Raw genomic sequence first — 18,527 nt, forward strand, 5'->3', positions numbered from 1 at the left:
CAGCCTAATAGGCCCTTCGGGTACCCGGAGCCTTCTCGGCGGTCGCGTAGCCGATGGCCGCCTCTAGGTCTGGGCCAAGCCTCCCAGGGACTGAAGGGGATGGCTCTCGAATGGCAGGAAGAGGGGGCATGCAAGATACTTCCGATAAGCACAATTATCGGAAATGAAATCTATACCGACGTGCATTGTACTGCCAGGAATAAATCGGAAAATCAGAAAATTTATGGTCGATCGACTTCTCGGCTGAAGTCACCGTTCGGCTTTGTGCTGCGCCAGCAGCTGTCCATCCCTAGCGAGCGGAGAATGTCCTCAAGTCCTCGGTGCAACGTGAAGGTGAGCGCGCATCGGCGCATCAGATGAAGTCGTGTGACCATTTGGCCAGCCGCATCTACGCCATGCACTGAAAGTCCCATTGCGGGATATACCGGGGTGGTCGAAATTGACCGCCTAGGCTGCTCCTCCGCCGCGGGAGCTCATACCACTCCTTGGCAATCTCCCGCCGTGGAGAGCTGGCCGCCGGCCGGCGACCGCATGCCCAGGGCATCACTCTAGCATCACTATTGAATTGTTCTGCAATTGAGAGTTGAATGTTTGTATTTCAGAACGGGGGCTAATTTGCTTCAGCTGGAGGCACATTTGGGTCTGTCCGATGTGCTTCGTTTGATTGAAGAAAAGCTGGGAGCAGGTGTCTGGCGCTGTGATGCAGCAGGCCAGATGCAATGGTCGCGTGGCTTTTTTGGCCTGCTCGGATTGGATCCGCATGCGGTTGCGCCGTCATATACGGAAATCCAACGAAGAATTCATCCGGACGATCGAGGTCCGAATCGCGATCCCAGCGAGTTGATGACAGAGCGGACGCTACTCGACGGTGAATTTCGCATCGTACGACCGAATGGCGCATTACGCTGGATTCACTGCCACACGGAAGTATTGCTGGATAGCGAAGGTGAGCCGGAATGTGTCTTGGGGATCGCGCTCGACATTACCGCGCAACGTCGCTTGCTGCAGACACTGACAATTGACGCCGAGCGCTACAGCGCTCTGGCTCAGGTGGCAGGCGGTGTACTGTGGATCGGTAGTTCCGACGGTCGAATCACGGCGCTACCGAATGGCGAGAAGAGACCTGACGCCCAGCGGTTCTATGGCAAAGGCTGGGTTGATCTCCTTCATGAAGAGGAGCGCGAGGCGGCCCTGAGAAGCTGGACGGCGTCCGTCGAGACGGGGCGTCCATACAGCATCGAACATCGACTGCGACAGCCCGACGATACATATCGGTGGTACCGATGTACGGCCGTGCCTGTCACCAATGGGGATGGCGGCATCCGGGAATGGATGGGTATCTCCATTGACCTGGATCAGGAAAAGCTCTCCGTTCAGCACCCGGAAACATCGCGGCTTACCGGCGCGCAATTGCGCGCGGCCCGCGGCATCCTGAATTGGTCTGTAAAGCAATTGGCCGCGCGAACAGGAATTTCGTCCGCCATCATCCGTCGGCTTGAGGAGTACGATGATGCTCCCCCGATGCCGGACGAGACGATGGAAACCCTTCGTCGGGTCTTTTCGGATGCGGGAATCGAGTTTTTGTTCCCGACTGTCGGCAAGCCTGCAGTTCGGCCGCGACAATGATCGAGACAAGTTGTCGCAACCTAGCTCCATAGATGGCTTGGAAGGGCTGTCTTGGGACTCAGTTTTTGCGTTACTCGCGCATTCCGCGGCCGGGCGACTCAAAATTTTCGAAGTGCGCGACCTAAGTTTCGTAATGGGCGCTGAAGCAGAAATTTTTGCGCGCATGAGGAGAATGGGGATCAATTTCTTCTTAACTGACCCGTAGGCAATTGTCTTCACCATCGTCTACACGCTTACGTAGGGGGCGGGAACGTGAGTTACTGTTTAATCGAGTGAATCCACCACGGATCTTTTTGGCGCATCTGACCTAAAAGCCGTCGTCGTTGCGGCGACTAAGCGCGTCACATCCAAATCCATTCTTGCCGATCTTTTTTAAGGGTCCGATGACCCGCGGAGTGTTGCCATGCCCTTCAAATTCAAACTTCGGATTCGTGGCCGGCTGATTTCGGGATTTCTTGCCGTATGCGCGATCATCGCGCTTTCAGTCGGATACACGGTGTTTGCGGTCGGCGGGATTTCCACGACCGTCGACCGCATGGTGAACCTGCGGACACCCGTCGCGCTCGCGAGCACAGAGCTGGTCGGCAATCTCTATTCCACACTGGCGACATTGCGTGGCTATCTCTTGACCGGAAATCCGCAAGGCAAGCTCGATCGGGCCGCGATGTGGAAGGAAATGGATGCCACAGTTGCCGGCTTCGATGAGAAGGCGGTACATTTTACCAACCCGGAGAACAGCCGAAAATGGGCCGAGGCCAAGGCGCTGCTCGCAGAGTTCCGAGCTGCCCAAGACAAAGCCGAAGCCGTCGCGTTCACTTCCGATGCATATCCAGCGACAAAGCTACTGGTGACCGAAGCCGGTCCGCGCACCGAAACAATGTTTTCCGAGATCACCAAGATGATCAACGAGGAGGAGAGCCAGGAGGCGACGGCGGAGCGAAAGAGATTGCTGAAAGCAATGGCAGACACGCGCGGCAATTTTGCCGCTGCCACCGCTCAACTTCGCATGTACCTCCTGTCGGGCGAAAAGAACGACAAGGAAAAATTCTTCAAGCCGTGGGAGCTCTTTGAAAAAGGCTATACCGCGGTGAGTGCGAAGAAGGACCTGCTTACGCCGTCTCAGCTGCTCTCTTTCGAGAAGATCACGAAGGCGCGGGGCGAATTTGTTCCCCTTTACGAGAAGATGTTCGCGTTCCGGGAGTCAGCGGACTGGAATGCACCCGTGCATATTCTCATAACGGAAGCGGCGCCGCGCGCGGTGAAGATTCTCGATCTGCTCGACGGGCCGAAGGGCGCCGACGGCACCCGCTCTGGAGGCATCAAGACGAACCAGAACAGCATGCTTGCCGAGGAAAGCCATCAGGTGCAGACGAGCATATCGTTCCTGAAGCTGGTCCTGTGGGGCTTGCTCGCGGCAGGATTGGGCCTCGGCGCCGCGATTGCGCTGCTCACTTCTCGCGCCATCGCTCGCCCGATCCAGGGGATGACCGTCACCATGGGCAGGCTCGCGGGAGGCGATACGTCCACTGCGATTCCCGCTATGGGCCGCACTGACGAGGTCGGCGAGATGGCGGAAGCGGTTCAGGTCTTCAAGGACAATCTGATTGAAACCGACCGGCTGCGCGCTGAACAGGCGCAATCGGAGGCTCGTGCGGCCGCCCAGCGCAAGGCGGACATGCATCAACTCGCCGGCCGGTTTGAGGATGCCGTCGGAGAGATCATCGAGACGCTGTCGTCATCCTCGACCGAGCTCGAAGCGGCGGCCAAGACCCTGAGCAGGACAGCCGAGAGCACCCAGCAGCGCTCCGGCATGGTCGTTGCGGCTTCCGAGGAAGCCTCGACCAACGTTCAATCGGTTGCTTCCGCCACCGAAGAAATGAGCTCATCGGTCACCGAAATCAGCCGCCAGGTGCAGGACGCGGCCAGGATTGCTGGCGCAGCGGTGGACCAGGCACAGAAAACCAACGATCGCGTCAACAAGCTGTCACAGGCGGCAACTCGTATCGGCGACGTGGTCGAACTGATCAATACGATCGCGGGGCAGACCAACCTTTTGGCGCTGAACGCAACGATCGAAGCGGCGCGGGCCGGCGAGGCCGGACGCGGCTTCGCTGTCGTTGCCTCCGAAGTCAAGGCGCTCGCCGAACAGACTGCCAAGGCGACTGGGGAGATCAGCCACCAGATCGCCGATATACAGGCCGCCACCCAGGATTCCGTCGTCGCGATCAAGGAAATCAGCGGCACGATCGGTCGGATCTCAGAAATCTCTTCCGCCATTGCGGCCGCGGTGGAAGAACAGGGAATGGCTACGCAGGAGATATCGCGCAACGTCCAACAGGCCGCGCAAGGTACCCACGAGGTCGCCTCCAACATCACGGAGGTGCAGCAAGGGGCCACGGAAACCGGCTCTGCCTCTAGTCAGGTGCTTGCCTCGGCGCAAACGCTGTCGAACGACAGCGCGCGGCTAAAGACAGAGGTCGAGAAGTTCCTGATCACTGTGCGCACAGCTTGAGGTGCTTCCATGACAAGTACCTCAACATCAGCGAGTCACGCTGGAAGTGTCCCAGCGAGGATCGGTGATGGGGCCTCCGAGCCGGCGGCTTCCAACATCATCCCGCTGCCATTCAGCCGAGAGCGATACCTGATTGTCAAGACCAGAACGGACTGCGAATTGCTGCGACGGAACGTCGATGTTGTTATCGAATGCCTTAGAGCTCTCAATGGCCTGCTTGAAGAAGTGGATGACAGGTCGATACGTGAGGAACTTCAATCTCGGGTGGCGCGGCTCAACGAGCTGCTCGTGCTTCGGCTTGATCAGCTATCCGCCGCTGATCGCTTGCTGCAGGAGATGCTCCCTTACACCTGACGCCGGACGGATTGTACTGCAGCGCGTACGTTCGTCCTTCAATACTTCGAGCAGGTGTCGGTAACCACGCAGCCACATCGTGTCCCGTCGCGCGGAATCGGCCGCAAGACCGCTCTGACCCGTTACAGCAATAGCGGCGACGCGAGCGATCGATTAGCTAATGCGACGGTAGGTCCCGCGGTCGCGATATCTCCCTTCACCAATGCAGCGCACCTTTATAGCTCTGGTGGGGTGCCAGAGACTGTCACAGCAGTGGCGCGTTCGACCTCTGAAGCCAACGCGCTCAGATGATCGGCAAGCCTCGCGAACAATTCTCGTTTTCGCAGATCAGTGGCTAGATCGCTGATCGATTTGCAGTCGGCGGCATCGTTGCGGAGTCTGTCCAACTGCTCACGGATGTCTCCCATTTTGGAGTGCCCCCGGCAGCATCCTCTTCATTCAGTTGAATTGATCGAGGTGTACTTGAGCTCACGCCGATCTATTTCCGAACGGAGCAGCTCAGCATAGTTACGAAGATTGTCACCAACAATGCGGGAGCGGCCGCCATTCGCTCGATCAGCCAACACTTGCCGCCGCACACTTTCCCAAAGAGACAATAACGTCGATCTTTCGAGCTTGAAAAGTTCATCCGCAGGCCCTCAGTAATTGGCCGCGCGGATTCTACCGCGTACTCGTGAGCCGGATTGTTCGGTTGCCGACATAGCTGTGGTGAAGCTAAGCGCCCGTTGCACATTGGTCACACCGTCTGTAGGTTTGCAGGCCAAACGATACGGCGGCGCTCGAGATCGCAGATGACGGTGCCCGGCATCCCTTGCGCCAGGCCCAGTCGTCAATGCCGACTGCGCGCAAGGGGGCGCGAGGGCGTGATGTGCGCCGTCGAACCGTTCTAAGCAGGGTATCTTTACCAGAGCGCTTTCCCGCGGTCCGGACGAACTCAGTCTCCGGATGTCGACGCTCGTCTGCGCGACAATCGGGCTGAGCTCGGTCTGACCGAAGACAGTAAGGACCGGAAGGTCGAGCGCTACCCTCACGCGGCGATGGATCTCGGGAGAGACCAGTGCACCTCAGACAACGCGACGTGCAGCGACGATCCCGACCGTCTCAGGCGTGCCCGCCGGACTTACCGCGCTGTGCCTCGGTGCCGCGATGGCATTCTGCGGCGCGCATTTCGCGCTGCGCCGCGGATAATTTCGTTAAGCCAACGCTCGGAGCCGCGGCCCTTCCAGCATCAGTGCCACGTCGCAGGCAGGACGCGGCTTGCTGAACAGATAGCCCTGTGCCTGGGTGCAGCCCTCGCGCCGGAGCAACTCGAGCTGCGCGTCGTTCTCGACCCCTTCCGCGGTCGTGACGATGCCGAGGCTGCGGCCGAGGCCGGTCACGGCGCGGATGATCGCCATGGAATCGGCGCGGGTTGCCAGCTCGGAGACGAAAGAGCGGTCGATCTTGATCTTGTCGAAGGGGAAGCTGCGCAAATAGCTCAGCGACGAATAGCCGGTGCCGAAATCGTCGAGCGAGATACGCACGCCCATGGCGCGCAGCTCATGCAACGTGGTCAGCGTCGCCTCACCGTTTTGCAGCAGCACGGATTCGGTGATCTCCAGCTCGAGACGACGGGCTTCCAGTCCCGCCTCCTCCAGCGCCGCGGTCACGGATGCGATCAGGTTCGGACTCTTGAACTGCACCGGCGACAAATTGACGGCGACGTCAATATCGTCGGGCCAGGTCGCCGCGTCGGCGCAGGCGCTGCGCAGCACGAACTCGCCGAGCTGGATGATGAGACCGGTCTCCTCCGCCAATGGAATGAAGTTGATCGGCGCGATCAGGCCGCGCTGCGGATGTGTCCAGCGCAGCAGCGCCTCGAAGGCGACGACGCGGTCGTTGGCGACGTCGCGGATCGGCTGGTAGTGCACCTCGAATTCGTTCCGTTGCAGCGCCGCGCGCAGGTCCATTTCGAGCAGCCGCCGCGCCTGCGCGCGCGCATCCATGCCGGTCTCGAAGAAGCGATAGGCGCCGCGACCGTCCGCCTTGGCGCGGTACAGCGCAAGGTCGGCATTCTTCAACAGCTCGTCCGGATTGCTGCCGTCCTGCGGCGACAGCGAGATGCCGATCGAGACGCCGATCACGATCTGATGGTGGTCGATCTCGTAAGGCGCCGAGATCGCCTCGACGAGACGGCCGGCCAGGGACCTTGCAGCGGTTTCCTCGGAGCGCCCGATCAGGACCAGGGCGAACTCGTCGCCGCCAAGCCGGGCCACGGTGTCGCTCTCGCCGACGGTCGCCTCCAACCTGCGCCCGACCTCCTTGAGCAACGCATCACCGATGGGATGGCCGAGCGAGTCGTTGATGTCCTTGAAGTGGTCAAGATCGAGGCAGAGCACCGCGAGCTGGTCGCCTGAATTGGCCCGGCGCAGCCCGTGCTCGAGCTGCTCGTGGAACAGCACGCGGTTGGGCAGGCCGGTCAGCGCGTCATGGCGGGCCATATGAGAGATCCTCGCCTGCGCCTCCAGCCACTCGGTGATGTCCTCGAAGGTCGCGACCCAGCCGCCACCCTGCATCGGCTGGTTCACGACCCGGATGGAGCGGCCGGAGCGATTGACGATTTCAGTCGTGGTGCGGCCCTCACGCGCGTCGGCGACGAGGCGGGCGAAGAATTGATCGGCATCGCCCTGCCACAGGCCCCTGGCCTGCTCTTCCCTGAGCACGTCGACCAGCAGGCGGCCGGTCAGCGCGATGTCGGTGCGGCGGAGCAACGATGCGTAGCGCTCGTTGAACAGCATGATCTTGCCGTCGGCGTCGAACATGCAGAGCCCCTGCGACATGTTCTCGAGGGCCGTGTCCAGCACCCTTTGCTGGCGGCCCAATTCCCCCTTGGCCCGCCGATCGAGCAGCGCGGCGACCAATGCGATCACGATGATCGCAGCCGCAGCACTCGCGGTCAGAACCGACAGCGACGTCGGCGGGATCGACAGGCCGCTGATCGCCAGCGTCGGATCCGGCGTCAGCTGCACCGCCCCCATCGCCGTGAAATGATGCGAGACGATGGCGACCGTCAGCAGCACCGCAGCACCGAGCGTGCCGGACAAGTTGTCTCGCCGTTCAGCGACATGGAGCGCGAATGCGCCGAAAACCACCCCGAGCAGGATCGATGCGGCCACCGTGCCCGTCGCCCAGCTGACGCGCGCAGGGATCTCGAGCGCCATCATGCCGGTATAGTGCATCGCCGCCACACCGCCGCCGACGATCGCCCCGCCAAGAGCGACGAGGCCCGGTCGCATGGTCGAGACCGCAACGCTCAAGCCGACAAAGGTGATGGCGATGGCGAAGATCAGCGACAACAGCGTCACCGGAACATTATAGGCGCCGCTGGCGCCCGGTCCGTAGGCCAGCATCGCGATGAAATGCGTCGCCCAGATGCCGCAGCCGGCAACGACTGCATCGAGCGCCAGCCAGACCAGGCGGCCCGATCCTTGCGTCGCGCGCGCCCGGTGAAACAGGCTGATCGCAGCCGTACTTGCGAGCAGGCAGACCGCGCCCCCAAGCGCGACCAGTCGCCAATCGTGTTCATCGGTCAGACAGTAGAGCACTTGATACATCAGCATCCCCCAAGGCCTGCCATCACCAGAGCGGGGAAGTGGTGGATTTTAGGTAACGAAGGAGGACCGGCTTGCCGGATGGTGAACAGAGGCTTCCAGAATCAACCATTCGTTGTCCGTCGAACGACATTCGTCAAACTTCTTTCAACGGGGGATGGGCTTTGCCTGGACAATCAATCTTGACGCGCAAGCAGCAGCGCCGGTTTGCAGAGGGGACGGCTCATCATTGTTTCGAGTTGGCTGCGGTGACCTACATCAGGGGTAATGCATGGCTGGCGACATGGGCCGCTATATCGGCCGACGCCCGTGCTGCCTGATGAGGCGCACGGCAGTGGTGCTTGAGGAAGCAGGGAGGAGGCGGGTAAGTGGGTCATACGCAAAACCGGGGGCTGACGGGTAAAAGCGGAATTCGAAATCGACGTCCCGATCGCCAAACTCGACCAGGCCGCAGCGTAACTGATCCGGCCGCGGGGAACAGCGGCACAGCTGTCGGCAATTTTACGATGGACGATACGACGTCCAGTGGCCATGCAAATCTGGCCCGTCTGTTCGAGACCGCGGGCTCCCCGCCGGCGTTCTGGGTCTGGTCAACGACGGCGGACACATTCTTGACTCGGCCGATCAACCCCTACGAGTCTCGCCCAGCGTGTTCCGCTCGGGGTGATCGGCGTCTAACAGACCGACAGTTTTGTCTCGCGTAATCCCGACATGCTCGCGTTCAGCCGCGAGATCTTTGGTCCGGTTGCACCGGTGATCATCGCGGACGATGACGACCACGCGCTCGCCTAGGCCAATCAGCCCGAGTATGGCCTATCAGGAGCGATCCAAACTGGTTCGCTGGATCAGGGAAGGGGCATGCGTCTGGCCCGCCAGCTCCGCGCCGGTATGGTGCAAGACCGCAGGCGTTGTCGGAATGGGCCGCCTCGGTGCCGGCCGTCGCGAAGCGGCTCGCGGCGTTCGAATGCGAGATCGCCTATTTCGATGTTGCCAGGCGGGTGGATCTTCCCTGCGTCTTCTCCCGGATTTCGTGGGGCTGGCAAGCCGCGCTGAATTCCGGATCGTGACGCTGGCCGACGGCGAGAGCACGAAAGGTATTGTCAACGCGAGCGTGCTCGAAGCGCTCGGACCTGACGGTATCGTCGCAAGCTCAACGCCCCATCGCCTTGCCTGGTGACGGTGGCTTGTGGGTCTTCCTCGCGAATGCCGAAGCTCCAGTTGGGAACGGCCAGCGCGGGACGCCGAGGAAGGCCAGACCGAGGACGGCAATCCTGATGCCGCCGCGTTCATGGATTAGGCCTCGAAGACCGGGTCCTGCCATGCGTTGTCTCGCAGGTTCTGGGCGAGGAGGGGACAGCGCAGAGCTTCGACCAATTCGTTGGCCCGAGCCTCGCCGTGCAAGAATTCCTGAATTCTCTCGTCACCTCGACGGTGAGTAGCGGCGTGACGACCACAACGACGGCCAAAGAGCTGGCAACGGTCGACAATGGCGGCATTGTCCTGACGTTGCAAACCGACAATATCTCCTCGTCCAGCGACGATAGATGCCGAAGTCGATGAGGTGCCCCTCTTTCCTTTGCCAGCGCAGCCGGCGGTAGCCGAAACGCCGCCGCTCGTTGGCGAGATCGCGCAACCGCCGCGCAGAACTGGAGGCGGCTGGAGCCGTAGCGGATTATCTTCCGATCCGCGCCGACGATCGAACAGGCCCGCCGTTCCGACAGCCTCATGATGGTCTGCAGATTCCGCCCGCAGCGCGGCGCGTTCCAATTTTGATCGTCGCCTCGGAGATCCCACACTTGCGAGCCACGTCAGCCGTCGTTGCCAATCCTCATGCTCCTTCAACACCGGAATGGACGAAGCCGTCGCCGCGCGAGCGATCGAGCCATTCTCCTCGACCAAGGGGGCTCGCTCCTCGACCAAGGGGGCTCGCAAAGGCACCGGGCTGGGGCTCTCAATGGTGCACGGGGGTCGGAACACTGACGATCCGGAGCTGCAAAGGACGAGGGACCAAAATCGAGCGCTGACTGCTAGTATTTATGGATGAGGTGCAACGGACCGATCTCAAGGAGATTAAGAACTAGACGATCATACGACGACAACATATTTGGCCGCTAGGCGTTGCAACGAAGAGATAAGAAGGCTGCACATGACTACGTATGAGAAGTCAGGGTCACGCTTCGTCGAGAATTTTTCTTACTTTCTCGGCCAGTCAGCGAAAGGTAAATGGCTTGCTCAGCAAGTGGACTCCGGCATCTAGCCCACCGTTATGAACTATCGCATTGCGTGTGTAACCTGTTGTGAATAGCACTTTGATCAACGGATGCAGGCGTCTGGCATGATCAGCGACATTTCTTCCGTGAAGGCCATCCGGCAATACAACGTCGGTAAAGAGAAGATCGATGCTCTGAGACGATTCGAGAAATCCAATTGCTGAAGCCGCATCCGCCGCCTCATAAACTTGATAACCTAGGTCACGAAGCACACCGGACGAATACGCGCGCAGATCATCATTCTACAACGAGGATCGCTTCATTGCCTTGTAGAAAAGTTGCAGTCGGAATTCGATCCTCCTGCTCTGGGGCGACGTGGGATCGAGGCAGATAGAGTTTGACCGTCGTGCCATGCGCGGGCTCGCTATAGATCTTGATGTTGTCCACCGGTTTGTCGGACGAAGCCGTAAACTTGACTCAGGCCTAGGCCCGTCCCTTTGCCCAACTCCTTTGTAGTGAAAAACGGCTCGCAGCGAGACGTCGAACTCCGGTAGTTGTCCGGACTCCATTTTCGGAACGGGGTGTTCTACTGAAGGAACACCGGCGAGATTTAAGTATCAGCCAATTTCAAGTTGCCCGGGATATGGCCGCAGTAGGGCTGGAACCACGCTGCGGCTTTTCCCATTGTAGGGTACTGGCCTGTTTTTGAGCGCGGTGGTCGGCGCCTGCCGTTCCGACCCTGGAAGGTCATGACGAAGCCCGATGATCAGAGCGAGGTGAAGGATCATCCTAGGCCCTCCCGCCTGGAAGAGGCGCGTCGGGTTATCGAGGAGTACGCCGCCGACCTCCGGGAGATCATCAAGAGGCTGCGGCGGCGGTTGAATTGAGGCTGCCTCAATTGGCGGCTTCTTCATTGATCCCGCTTCAGCTTGCGTCGTTCCCAATGCGGTTCCTAGCCCTTCGGATTGAGCTCCGGGACGTAATGTCTGTTCAGCGCCAGCATGACCTCGATACGGGGGGAACGTCGTCGGGCCGCCGCGCTCGACCACCGGGAGCAAGGCTTCCATCGCAGCCTGCCACTCCGGCGCATCGTGCTCCATCTTCGGTAATGTCGTGAGATGACTCGCCAGCATGGAGCAGCGTCATGAGAACGCGTTCGCCAACTCTGATCGGCTCCTCGAAAGGCCGCCCCCAGCCCGCCTTCATGAGGTCCGCTTAATGCTGTCCGCGATTGCTCGTTCAACTTCTGAGGCGAGAACCGTCAGGTGATCAGCCAGCCTCGTAAAAAGCTCTCGTTTCGTCGGGTCGGTCGCCAGGTCACGGATGAGGGCGCACTCGGCGGCATCTGTGCGGAGCTTTTCCAACTGAGCCTGCATGTCTTTCATTGCAGCTACTCCGTTCCCGACAATGGAACTTTATAGCCAATGTTCAAAAGCGAACAGAGCGGATTGCCGAATCTTCCTAGGCTCGGGATGCGTGGCGATCCCATTACCGCCAAGTCGCCTCCAACTGTCCCGGAGGGTGCCGGGACGCTCAGCATGGTCTCAAAGGGAGAAGTTAAGTGGCTATGGGGACAGTAAAGTGGTTCAACTCGACGAAGGGATACGGGTTCATTCAACCGGATTTGGGCGGCAAGGACGTCTTTGTTCATATCTCGGCAGTTGAGAAGGCTGGTTACACCTCGCTCGTAGAGGGAGCTAAGGTTAGCTTCGACGTTGTTACAAATCGCGGCAAAGAGTCGGCGGAGAATTTACGAATCGGGTGATGCACCAGCATTCGATCCAGCGGGTTTACAGTGTTTTCATCGGCCAAGTCCGAGAACGCCACGGTATGAAGGATGGCCATGCCGCGCAGCACAAATCGCGACCTATCGAAGTGGGATGATCCTGGGGTCGTCAAAGAAGAACTGGTGGGCGGCCGCCGAATTGTCGTTGCCGCCACGGCAGGGCCTCGCCTCGGTGGCAAGAAGGGTTTTGTTCTGGGGCCGGGCACGACAGCAAATCAGGTTAGGGTGCTTTTGGACGGGTCGAAGGGGCCCATCACCCTACATGCTCGCTACGTTGACCTGTTAAATGGCTAAGGGTGACGTAGTAACGGGTTTTCCATTGAGCATCGGCCTCACCGAAGCGGGAGCACAAGCCGGAGCGCAACAGTGAGGCTTAGGCTTTAGCGGACGCCAGTGGGAGCCGCCTTTATCCGTACAGCCGACGAAGTATCGAATAGCAAAGAACGCCCCTGCGGCGACTGCCGCGGTGGCGCCGATCGCAGGCTCTCGTCCATGGTGCCTCGCAAATAAAACGGCCCCCGCGGAGCAACGCGAAGGCCGCTGCTGGGTTGCCTAGAGCTGGCAAGGGCGTATCCAACCTCCACCCGAGGGGTGAAACGAACTGGATATTTCGGGTTATATTCGTCGCGCTCCGCCGAAGGGCGGCAACATTTGGGGATGTTGCTGAGAGGGCGCGGGCGAATGGCAGAGTGCCGAAGGTGATCGCCGCAGAGAGTAAGGCCGCCTCAGTTGCCGGGCTCCTGCGCGATGGCGGAGAGACGGCCCCGGCTTCAGGTTGGCTCTGAGGCGGATGGCCGGAGCCGCCTCCGCCAGCTCGGCGGCGGGCCGGCACGGATTAACTTTCTGCTGAGTTTCCATGTTCCCGTAGCACGCGAGATATTGCATACTTTTCCCGATTTGAGACTGCTGCTTTTCCATCGAGGCTTTTGCAATGTCGAACAGAATAATCGAAGATGATCTGGAGATGCTGCGCCTGATCAAGGCATTCCAGAAAATAACTGACCAGGACACCCGGCGAATGATCCTTCTCTACGTCGACGAGCAGCTGGAAAAGCGCCAAGCGAAGGTACCGGAAAGCCCTTCGCGCTAACGCGCCAGGAATCCTCAGCCGGCGGTTAGCAGCCGCACATACGTCCCGCTCTCGTGCAACTCGAGCCAGCCGCGCTCGACCGCAAATTTAATTCCTGCGCCGAACTCTGAACCGCTTCCTTTTAGCGTGTAGAGGAAAGGCGCATTGATTTTCTCGATATGGCGTCGGTCTTGGACCGGCTGAAGACTGGCGGCGAGCTCGACGAGCTTTCGGGCCGCGGATTCCGGGTTGGCGAAGGGACGTTCGACGGCGTGTTTCATGCGGTCTCTTGCGGCGGCTGGTTTTTGGCGGTGCCGCAGACGCTGGTGCGGGACCCTGCGCACGGGCTGCTGTGAGGCCTTCGACGAAAGTGGATAGTCGCCAATCAGCCATTGGTCTGCCCCGACTCAGGCGCGCCCTTCCGCAGAAGCAATTGAAACCATTGGCGATCCCAGCAGGACTCGAACCTGCAACCCGCGGAGTAGAAATCCGCTACTCATTCGGCTGATAATGGGCCGTCTGGTGCGGCCGTCGATAACTTCCGAGAAGAGCTGTTATCGGAAGTAATCTTCAGGATGTCGCCTTGTCAGGACTGCTCCGGTACGGGCTACAGTCCCGCCGACACGTTCGCGTCGCTACAGAAGCGCGCTGGGGGATTACTTGTTCCGATACTGACTTGGTCAACCCCAGCGCCAGCCCGGATGAGTACTGACTACTCGCTCTAATGCTAGACAGTGCTAGCTTCCAGCCGTCCCAAAATCGCAGCAAGCGTTTCAAGCTCGTCGTCTGTTGCTTTCGTCAGGTCATAGCTCCCGATGGCGCCCGAATGCACCATTGCCTGCGGCGCTTTTCCAACCGCCCTGTCGAGGATCTCTTTGATCGCTCCCAGTTTAGCGGCCTCACTTTGGGCCCCCATCGACATGGCCGCAAGTTGCTCCATGGCCCGCGGGACAAACCGCATAGCTAGCTCTTTCAGCTCGCTGCTCTAAATTCGGGCTTCGTGCTCAAAGAAAAGCCATTGGTGATTGTTGCAACACTGTCATGCAATCAGGGATTTACTCAAAGTTTACGCGTACCCCGCAGCATTGGCCTTATTTCACGAAATGCTCGAATCATTGATCGAGCGGCCGGCCAAGCTGGAGAGCGTCCGATGATTTCAACTCTGCCAATTCGCTCCAAGATGATTGCCCTCGTCGCCTTCTTGTTGCTGGCGCTGGCAGGAACGGGCCTGTTCGCAATTTTCCAGATGCGGATGATTGACGACAGCACAATGGACATTCAACGTAACTGGCTTCCCAAGGTGCGCCTGCTTGGTCACCTGCGGGGGCACACCATCAGATACGGAAGTGTGGTGCGGGACCACGTTTTGGAAACGGAGCCTGCGAGAAAAGCCGCCGCCGAAAAGATATTGGGTACGCTCACACAAGAGATCGAAAAGGCCAGCGCGGAGTACGAACCGCTGGTCAGGTCCCCTGAAGAGCGGGCATTGTTTGCCGACTTTCAACAAAGCTGGAGTGCCTATGTCGCGCAAGTTCCCGACGTCTTGGCGGCATCGAATAGAAAGGAAGTTGTCGAAGCCACTCAGTTGCTCCTGCACCAGATACAGCCCCTCCGAACGAGATCCGGAGAAACATTGTTGAAGGCGATCGATCTAAACAATAGGGGCGCAGAGGCCGCCGGCGGACGTGCGACCGAGACTTATGTGCTGGCATTCAGGATGATCGCCGCAACTGTTACTCTCGGCCTCATGCTCGGCGGTGTTGCCGGGCTGTTTCTGGTACGCGATATTTCTCGGCGCATCGCGTCAATCATAAAGCCGATGCGTGCTCTCGCTGCCGGTGAACTGACTGTCTTCGTGCCGCATCGGGGCGAGAGGAACGAAATTGGCCGGATGGCGGACACGCTGCAAGTGTTCAAGGATGCGTTGATTGCCAAGAGAGCCGCAGATGAGGCCGCGATCTTGGCAGCAGACGACAAAGCTCGGCGTGCCCAGCGGGTGACCGGTATTACCGGTCAGTTCGAAGCGATGATAGCCGAACTCGTCAACTCTCTATCTTCTGCTTCCACCGAGTTGGAAGCAGCCGCCGGAACGCTCAACAAGGGCGCTCACATTACCCAGCACCGCGCCGGATCGGCTGATACGGCGTCGCGCGTCGTCGCCGAAAATATCCAGTCGGTTGCTGCTGCGAGCGAGCAGTTTACCAATTCCGTCACCGAGATAGCTCGCCAGGTCGACGAGTCCAGCCGGATTGCGCGAAGCGCGGTCGCTCGGGCCGAGAAAACCGACGCGAGCATTGCTGAACTCTCATTGATGGGCGGTCGGATCGGCGAAATCGTGAAGCTGATCACGGCGATTGCCGACCAGACCAATTTGCTCGCGCTCAATGCAACGATCGAGGCGGCGCGCGCTGGCGAATCGGGACGTGGATTTGCGGTCGTCGCCGCAGAGGTCAAGGCGCTGGCAGCGCAGACTGCCAGAGCAACCGACGAAATCAGCGCTCAGATCTTGGGCATGCGATCGGCAACCGACACTGCGATCTCCGCCGTCAGGGATGTCAATGCAACGATCGGTACCCTGTCGAAAATCTCCGCTACGATCGCCGCTGCAGCTGGGGAGCAGAAGGCAGCCATTCAGGAAATCGCTCGCAACATTCAGGAAGCGGCTCAACTGACTACCCAGGTCTCGTCCGACATCGCGGATGTCAAGCACGGCACCAGTGAAACCGGCTCTGCATCCGCGCAGGTGTTATCTTCGGCCCAATCGCTGTCTGACGAAAGCGCCCGGCTAAAGATGGAAGTCGGCAACTTTCTGTCGGCCGTGCAGGCGGCCTGATGCGGGAATCATTGAGCCTTGAGGCTTTCTCCCTGGAGCACTAGGTAGTGAATGGAGCAGACGATGGGTTTGGTGGTCCAATTCAAATCAAGCGACGCAATTGAGGCATCGGGCAATCGGAGCGATTGCAACATCGTTCCGTTGTCGTTCGGAGAACAGTTATCTTTCGGAGAGGTCAGGCAACAAATTGCGCAGGCGGAACGCTCGTGCGAGATCTTGCGCCAAAGCATCGACGCCATGCAAAGAAGCCTGAGCATGCTTGAGGGCGTGATAGAAAAGCTCGGCGATCATGGCGCGCGCGAAACATTCCGGCACAAGATCGATGCGATGAGCAAGTTGTTGTCGCTGCGATTGGGGCAGTTATCGAGCATCGACCAAATGCTTCTGGACACGCGTCGACACATTTGCCTGCCCTAGCGACAGTCGGGAAAGGGCCGCCGGTTGCGCTTGGCTTTCCCGATAATGATCAGCAATCCCGCCTCCACCCGCCGGCCTATCTCGAACCGCCTGGTCTCAGGACAGGAAAGGCGGTCTTTTCTCCGCTCCCTTCTCATTCTGTCAATATAGCGCCTCGAGCCAGGGCTTGAAGTCCTCGATCAGCGGTCTGTGTCGGATTGCCGCACCGCAGCTCGTTGCGTCGCCGGCAAACCGCGTATGCGATCCTCAATGGCGTAGAACATCGCGATCCGCTGCAGCGCTTCAAGAACTCGCTAGCGCGATATCTGAGCAGCCTCCTGAAGCTCTTCGTTCCGTCCGGCATCGATTTCCCTTTTGCTGGCCATTTCATTCAGGAGCGCAACCATTTTTTGTAATCTCATGTTCGGTGAGGAGACTGATCTGCAAACGGCTTTGAGCGGCCTGTTGCACTTCGGGTACCGGAGCAAAGATTTTGGGGGCTCGTCTTACGGTATGGCGTCTCTCGCTTCAGAGACGCAGAGACGCCCCGGCTGCAATTGTCCTCGAATTTCAGGGTCGGTTCTGAATATCGCCAAGGGTTGTGTGGACCGGGCCTAGTTCGGTCTCAATCTCCTTGCGTCGATCTCGGTTGAACGCCCGCGGGCGGCGCGTCAGGCGTCTGTTTGGTGCAGAGACATCAAGGCAATTAGGCGACTCTGAATTAGCGTTCATTAAGTAAGGACGCTTACAAGAGAATGCCGGAGCCGTCGCTTGTCTCGCGTAACGGCTCCTGGCCCGCTTGCCAATCTTGCCGCCGGTTCGGTCGGAGCGCCGATCGCATGCGCCGGCGCATTAGCATTTTTTGAGTCTTAAGCGAGCATCTCATCCGATGGGTCCGTTGAGGCTTTGGATCGGCTTGGCTTGGCTGGCGGCGTTATTGCCGGTGGGCCTGTCTTTTGCTTTGACCACGGCAGAGCCGGATGAGCTCGCGGCCGTCCGCGCCAGCTATCGTCGGCCGGCAACCATTCCATTTCCGGGCAGCAACCCCTATTCCGAGGCGAAAGCTGCTCTGGGAGAAATGCTGTTTTTCGACCCGCTGCTCTCGGGGTCGAAAACGCGCTCCTGCGCGACATGCCACAACCCGTCACTTTCATGGGGAGACGGCCTCGCGCACGCCATCGGCGAGGATCCGAAAGGCTTGCCGCTTCGTGCGCCCAGCCTGATCGATGTGGCATTCATCGAACCGTTGGGGTGGGACGGGAAATTCAGGGATATCGAATCGGTTGTCTTCGGTCCGATCACAAATCCAGTGAACATGAATCTCACCGAAGCGGACTTGATTGCGCGCCTCTCGGCTATCCCCGCCTACGGCGAGGCATTCGCTCGCGCGTTCGGGGATGATGCTATCAACCGGCTCAGGATCGAAGCGGCGTTGGCAACGTTTCAACGCACCATCGTCGCCGGCGAGTCGCCGTTCGACCGCTGGATCGTAGGCGACGAGACCGCCATCAGCCCCGCGGCAAAACGCGGGTTTGACGTGTTCAACGGCAAGGCGGGATGTTCAAGCTGCCACAAGGGGCCGTCCTTGACGGATGGATCGTTTCACGACATCGGCACGGCCAAGAACGAAGACGTCGGGCGCGGACGGCTCTTCCCAAGGTCCGAAAAGCTCCGGTATGCATTCAAGACGCCGACGTTACGCGATGTCGCTCGCCGCGCGCCCTATATGCACGATGGATCGGTTGCGACCTTGGAAGACGTTATCGAACTCTACGATAAGGGTGGGATTGACCGTCCAAGCCGCTCCCCCTCGATAAAACCTCTGTCTCTGACGCCAGGCGAGAAGAAGGACCTTATCGCCTTCCTCCAAAGCCTCACTGCCTCATCGCCACTTGCCGCGTTTCCGAGGCTACCGCGATAACTGCCAGGCAGGCGGTGCTGACCTCTCAGGGAAGATGCGGCAGGGCCGCGCCTAGTATTCCGAAACCGAGAATCATAACGGCGCCAAATCTAGCAATGACTGCGGCCATGCCTATCTCCAGCAGTCGGAGCAACACTCTCCAACGGAAAAATCAGGGCGATCACTTCTCTTGAATTTCCGATCGAATGTCACTTTAGTCTTCTAACTAGAATCATCTCTATCGCGAAGCA

The 18,527-nt window shown here is 59.5% G+C and carries 14 protein-coding genes and 1 pseudogene; 8 read left to right on the forward strand and 7 right to left on the reverse strand.

The window, feature by feature from the left end; genetic code table 11:
* The first annotated feature begins 636 nt into the window (after positions 1 to 636).
* Positions 637 to 1,626, forward strand: a complete 990-nt coding sequence (locus XI09_RS20525; RefSeq protein WP_271568448.1) for a PAS domain-containing protein — start codon at positions 637 to 639, stop codon at positions 1,624 to 1,626.
* 403 nt (positions 1,627 to 2,029) lie between these two features.
* Positions 2,030 to 4,138 carry a HAMP domain-containing methyl-accepting chemotaxis protein gene (locus tag XI09_RS20530; RefSeq protein ID WP_271568449.1) on the forward strand — a complete coding sequence of 703 codons (2,109 nt, stop codon included), beginning with the start codon at positions 2,030 to 2,032 and terminating at the stop codon, positions 4,136 to 4,138.
* Positions 4,139 to 4,707: 569 nt separating this feature from the next.
* Here XI09_RS20530 and XI09_RS20535 read toward each other — a convergent pair.
* From XI09_RS20535 to XI09_RS20550, 4 genes and pseudogenes are all read right to left on the reverse strand, one after another.
* A complete protein-coding gene (locus tag XI09_RS20535; protein WP_271568450.1) occupies positions 4,708 to 4,899 on the reverse strand; it encodes a hypothetical protein in 192 nt (63 codons plus the stop codon).
* A 786-nt stretch (positions 4,900 to 5,685) separates the two neighbouring features.
* Positions 5,686 to 8,085, reverse strand: coding sequence for an EAL domain-containing protein (locus tag XI09_RS20540; RefSeq protein ID WP_271568451.1), 2,400 nt, complete (start codon positions 8,083 to 8,085; stop codon positions 5,686 to 5,688).
* Between the two features lie 1,582 nt (positions 8,086 to 9,667).
* Positions 9,668 to 9,824: pseudogene (locus XI09_RS20545) on the reverse strand (IS3 family transposase); the annotation flags it as partial.
* Between the two features lie 467 nt (positions 9,825 to 10,291).
* Positions 10,292 to 10,564, reverse strand: a complete 273-nt coding sequence (locus XI09_RS20550; protein ID WP_271568452.1) for a response regulator — start codon at positions 10,562 to 10,564, stop codon at positions 10,292 to 10,294.
* 477 nt (positions 10,565 to 11,041) lie between these two features.
* Here XI09_RS20550 and XI09_RS20555 point away from each other — a divergent pair, with 477 nt between their 5' ends.
* Positions 11,042 to 11,179, forward strand: coding sequence for a hypothetical protein (locus tag XI09_RS20555; RefSeq protein ID WP_271568453.1), 138 nt, complete (start codon positions 11,042 to 11,044; stop codon positions 11,177 to 11,179).
* Positions 11,180 to 11,494: 315 nt separating this feature from the next.
* Here the strand turns inward: XI09_RS20555 and XI09_RS20560 are convergent, their stop codons facing one another.
* Positions 11,495 to 11,677, reverse strand: coding sequence for a hypothetical protein (locus XI09_RS20560; RefSeq protein ID WP_271568454.1), 183 nt, complete (start codon positions 11,675 to 11,677; stop codon positions 11,495 to 11,497).
* 176 nt (positions 11,678 to 11,853) lie between these two features.
* Between XI09_RS20560 and XI09_RS20565 the strand changes: the two genes are divergently transcribed.
* Together XI09_RS20565 and XI09_RS20570 are read left to right on the forward strand one after the other, a co-directional pair.
* Positions 11,854 to 12,057, forward strand: a complete 204-nt coding sequence (locus XI09_RS20565) for a cold-shock protein (protein ID WP_271568455.1) — start codon at positions 11,854 to 11,856, stop codon at positions 12,055 to 12,057.
* A gap of 952 nt (positions 12,058 to 13,009) precedes the next feature.
* Positions 13,010 to 13,168, forward strand: coding sequence for a hypothetical protein (locus XI09_RS20570; RefSeq protein WP_271568456.1), 159 nt, complete (start codon positions 13,010 to 13,012; stop codon positions 13,166 to 13,168).
* Positions 13,169 to 13,182: 14 nt separating this feature from the next.
* Here the strand turns inward: XI09_RS20570 and XI09_RS20575 are convergent, their stop codons facing one another.
* On the reverse strand, positions 13,183 to 13,428 hold the full coding sequence (locus tag XI09_RS20575) for a hypothetical protein (RefSeq protein ID WP_271568457.1): 246 nt from the start codon (positions 13,426 to 13,428) through the stop codon (positions 13,183 to 13,185).
* Between the two features lie 446 nt (positions 13,429 to 13,874).
* Entirely contained in the window at positions 13,875 to 14,108 is a 234-nt protein-coding gene (locus XI09_RS20580) for a hypothetical protein (RefSeq protein ID WP_271568458.1), read from the reverse strand.
* A 189-nt stretch (positions 14,109 to 14,297) separates the two neighbouring features.
* Here XI09_RS20580 and XI09_RS20585 point away from each other — a divergent pair, with 189 nt between their 5' ends.
* From XI09_RS20585 to XI09_RS20595, 3 genes are all read left to right on the forward strand, one after another.
* The gene (locus tag XI09_RS20585; protein ID WP_271568459.1) at positions 14,298 to 15,980 is read left to right on the forward strand and encodes a methyl-accepting chemotaxis protein; all 1,683 of its coding nucleotides are present in this window, start codon (positions 14,298 to 14,300) and stop codon (positions 15,978 to 15,980) included.
* A gap of 63 nt (positions 15,981 to 16,043) precedes the next feature.
* On the forward strand, positions 16,044 to 16,397 hold the full coding sequence (locus XI09_RS20590; protein WP_271568460.1) for a hypothetical protein: 354 nt from the start codon (positions 16,044 to 16,046) through the stop codon (positions 16,395 to 16,397).
* An 877-nt stretch (positions 16,398 to 17,274) separates the two neighbouring features.
* On the forward strand, positions 17,275 to 18,297 hold the full coding sequence (locus tag XI09_RS20595) for a cytochrome-c peroxidase (protein ID WP_271568466.1): 1,023 nt from the start codon (positions 17,275 to 17,277) through the stop codon (positions 18,295 to 18,297).
* The last annotated feature ends 230 nt before the right edge of the window (positions 18,298 to 18,527 follow it).

It is taken from the genome of Bradyrhizobium sp. CCBAU 11386 (genome assembly GCF_028128955.1).
Taxonomy (GTDB): domain Bacteria; phylum Pseudomonadota; class Alphaproteobacteria; order Rhizobiales; family Xanthobacteraceae; genus Bradyrhizobium.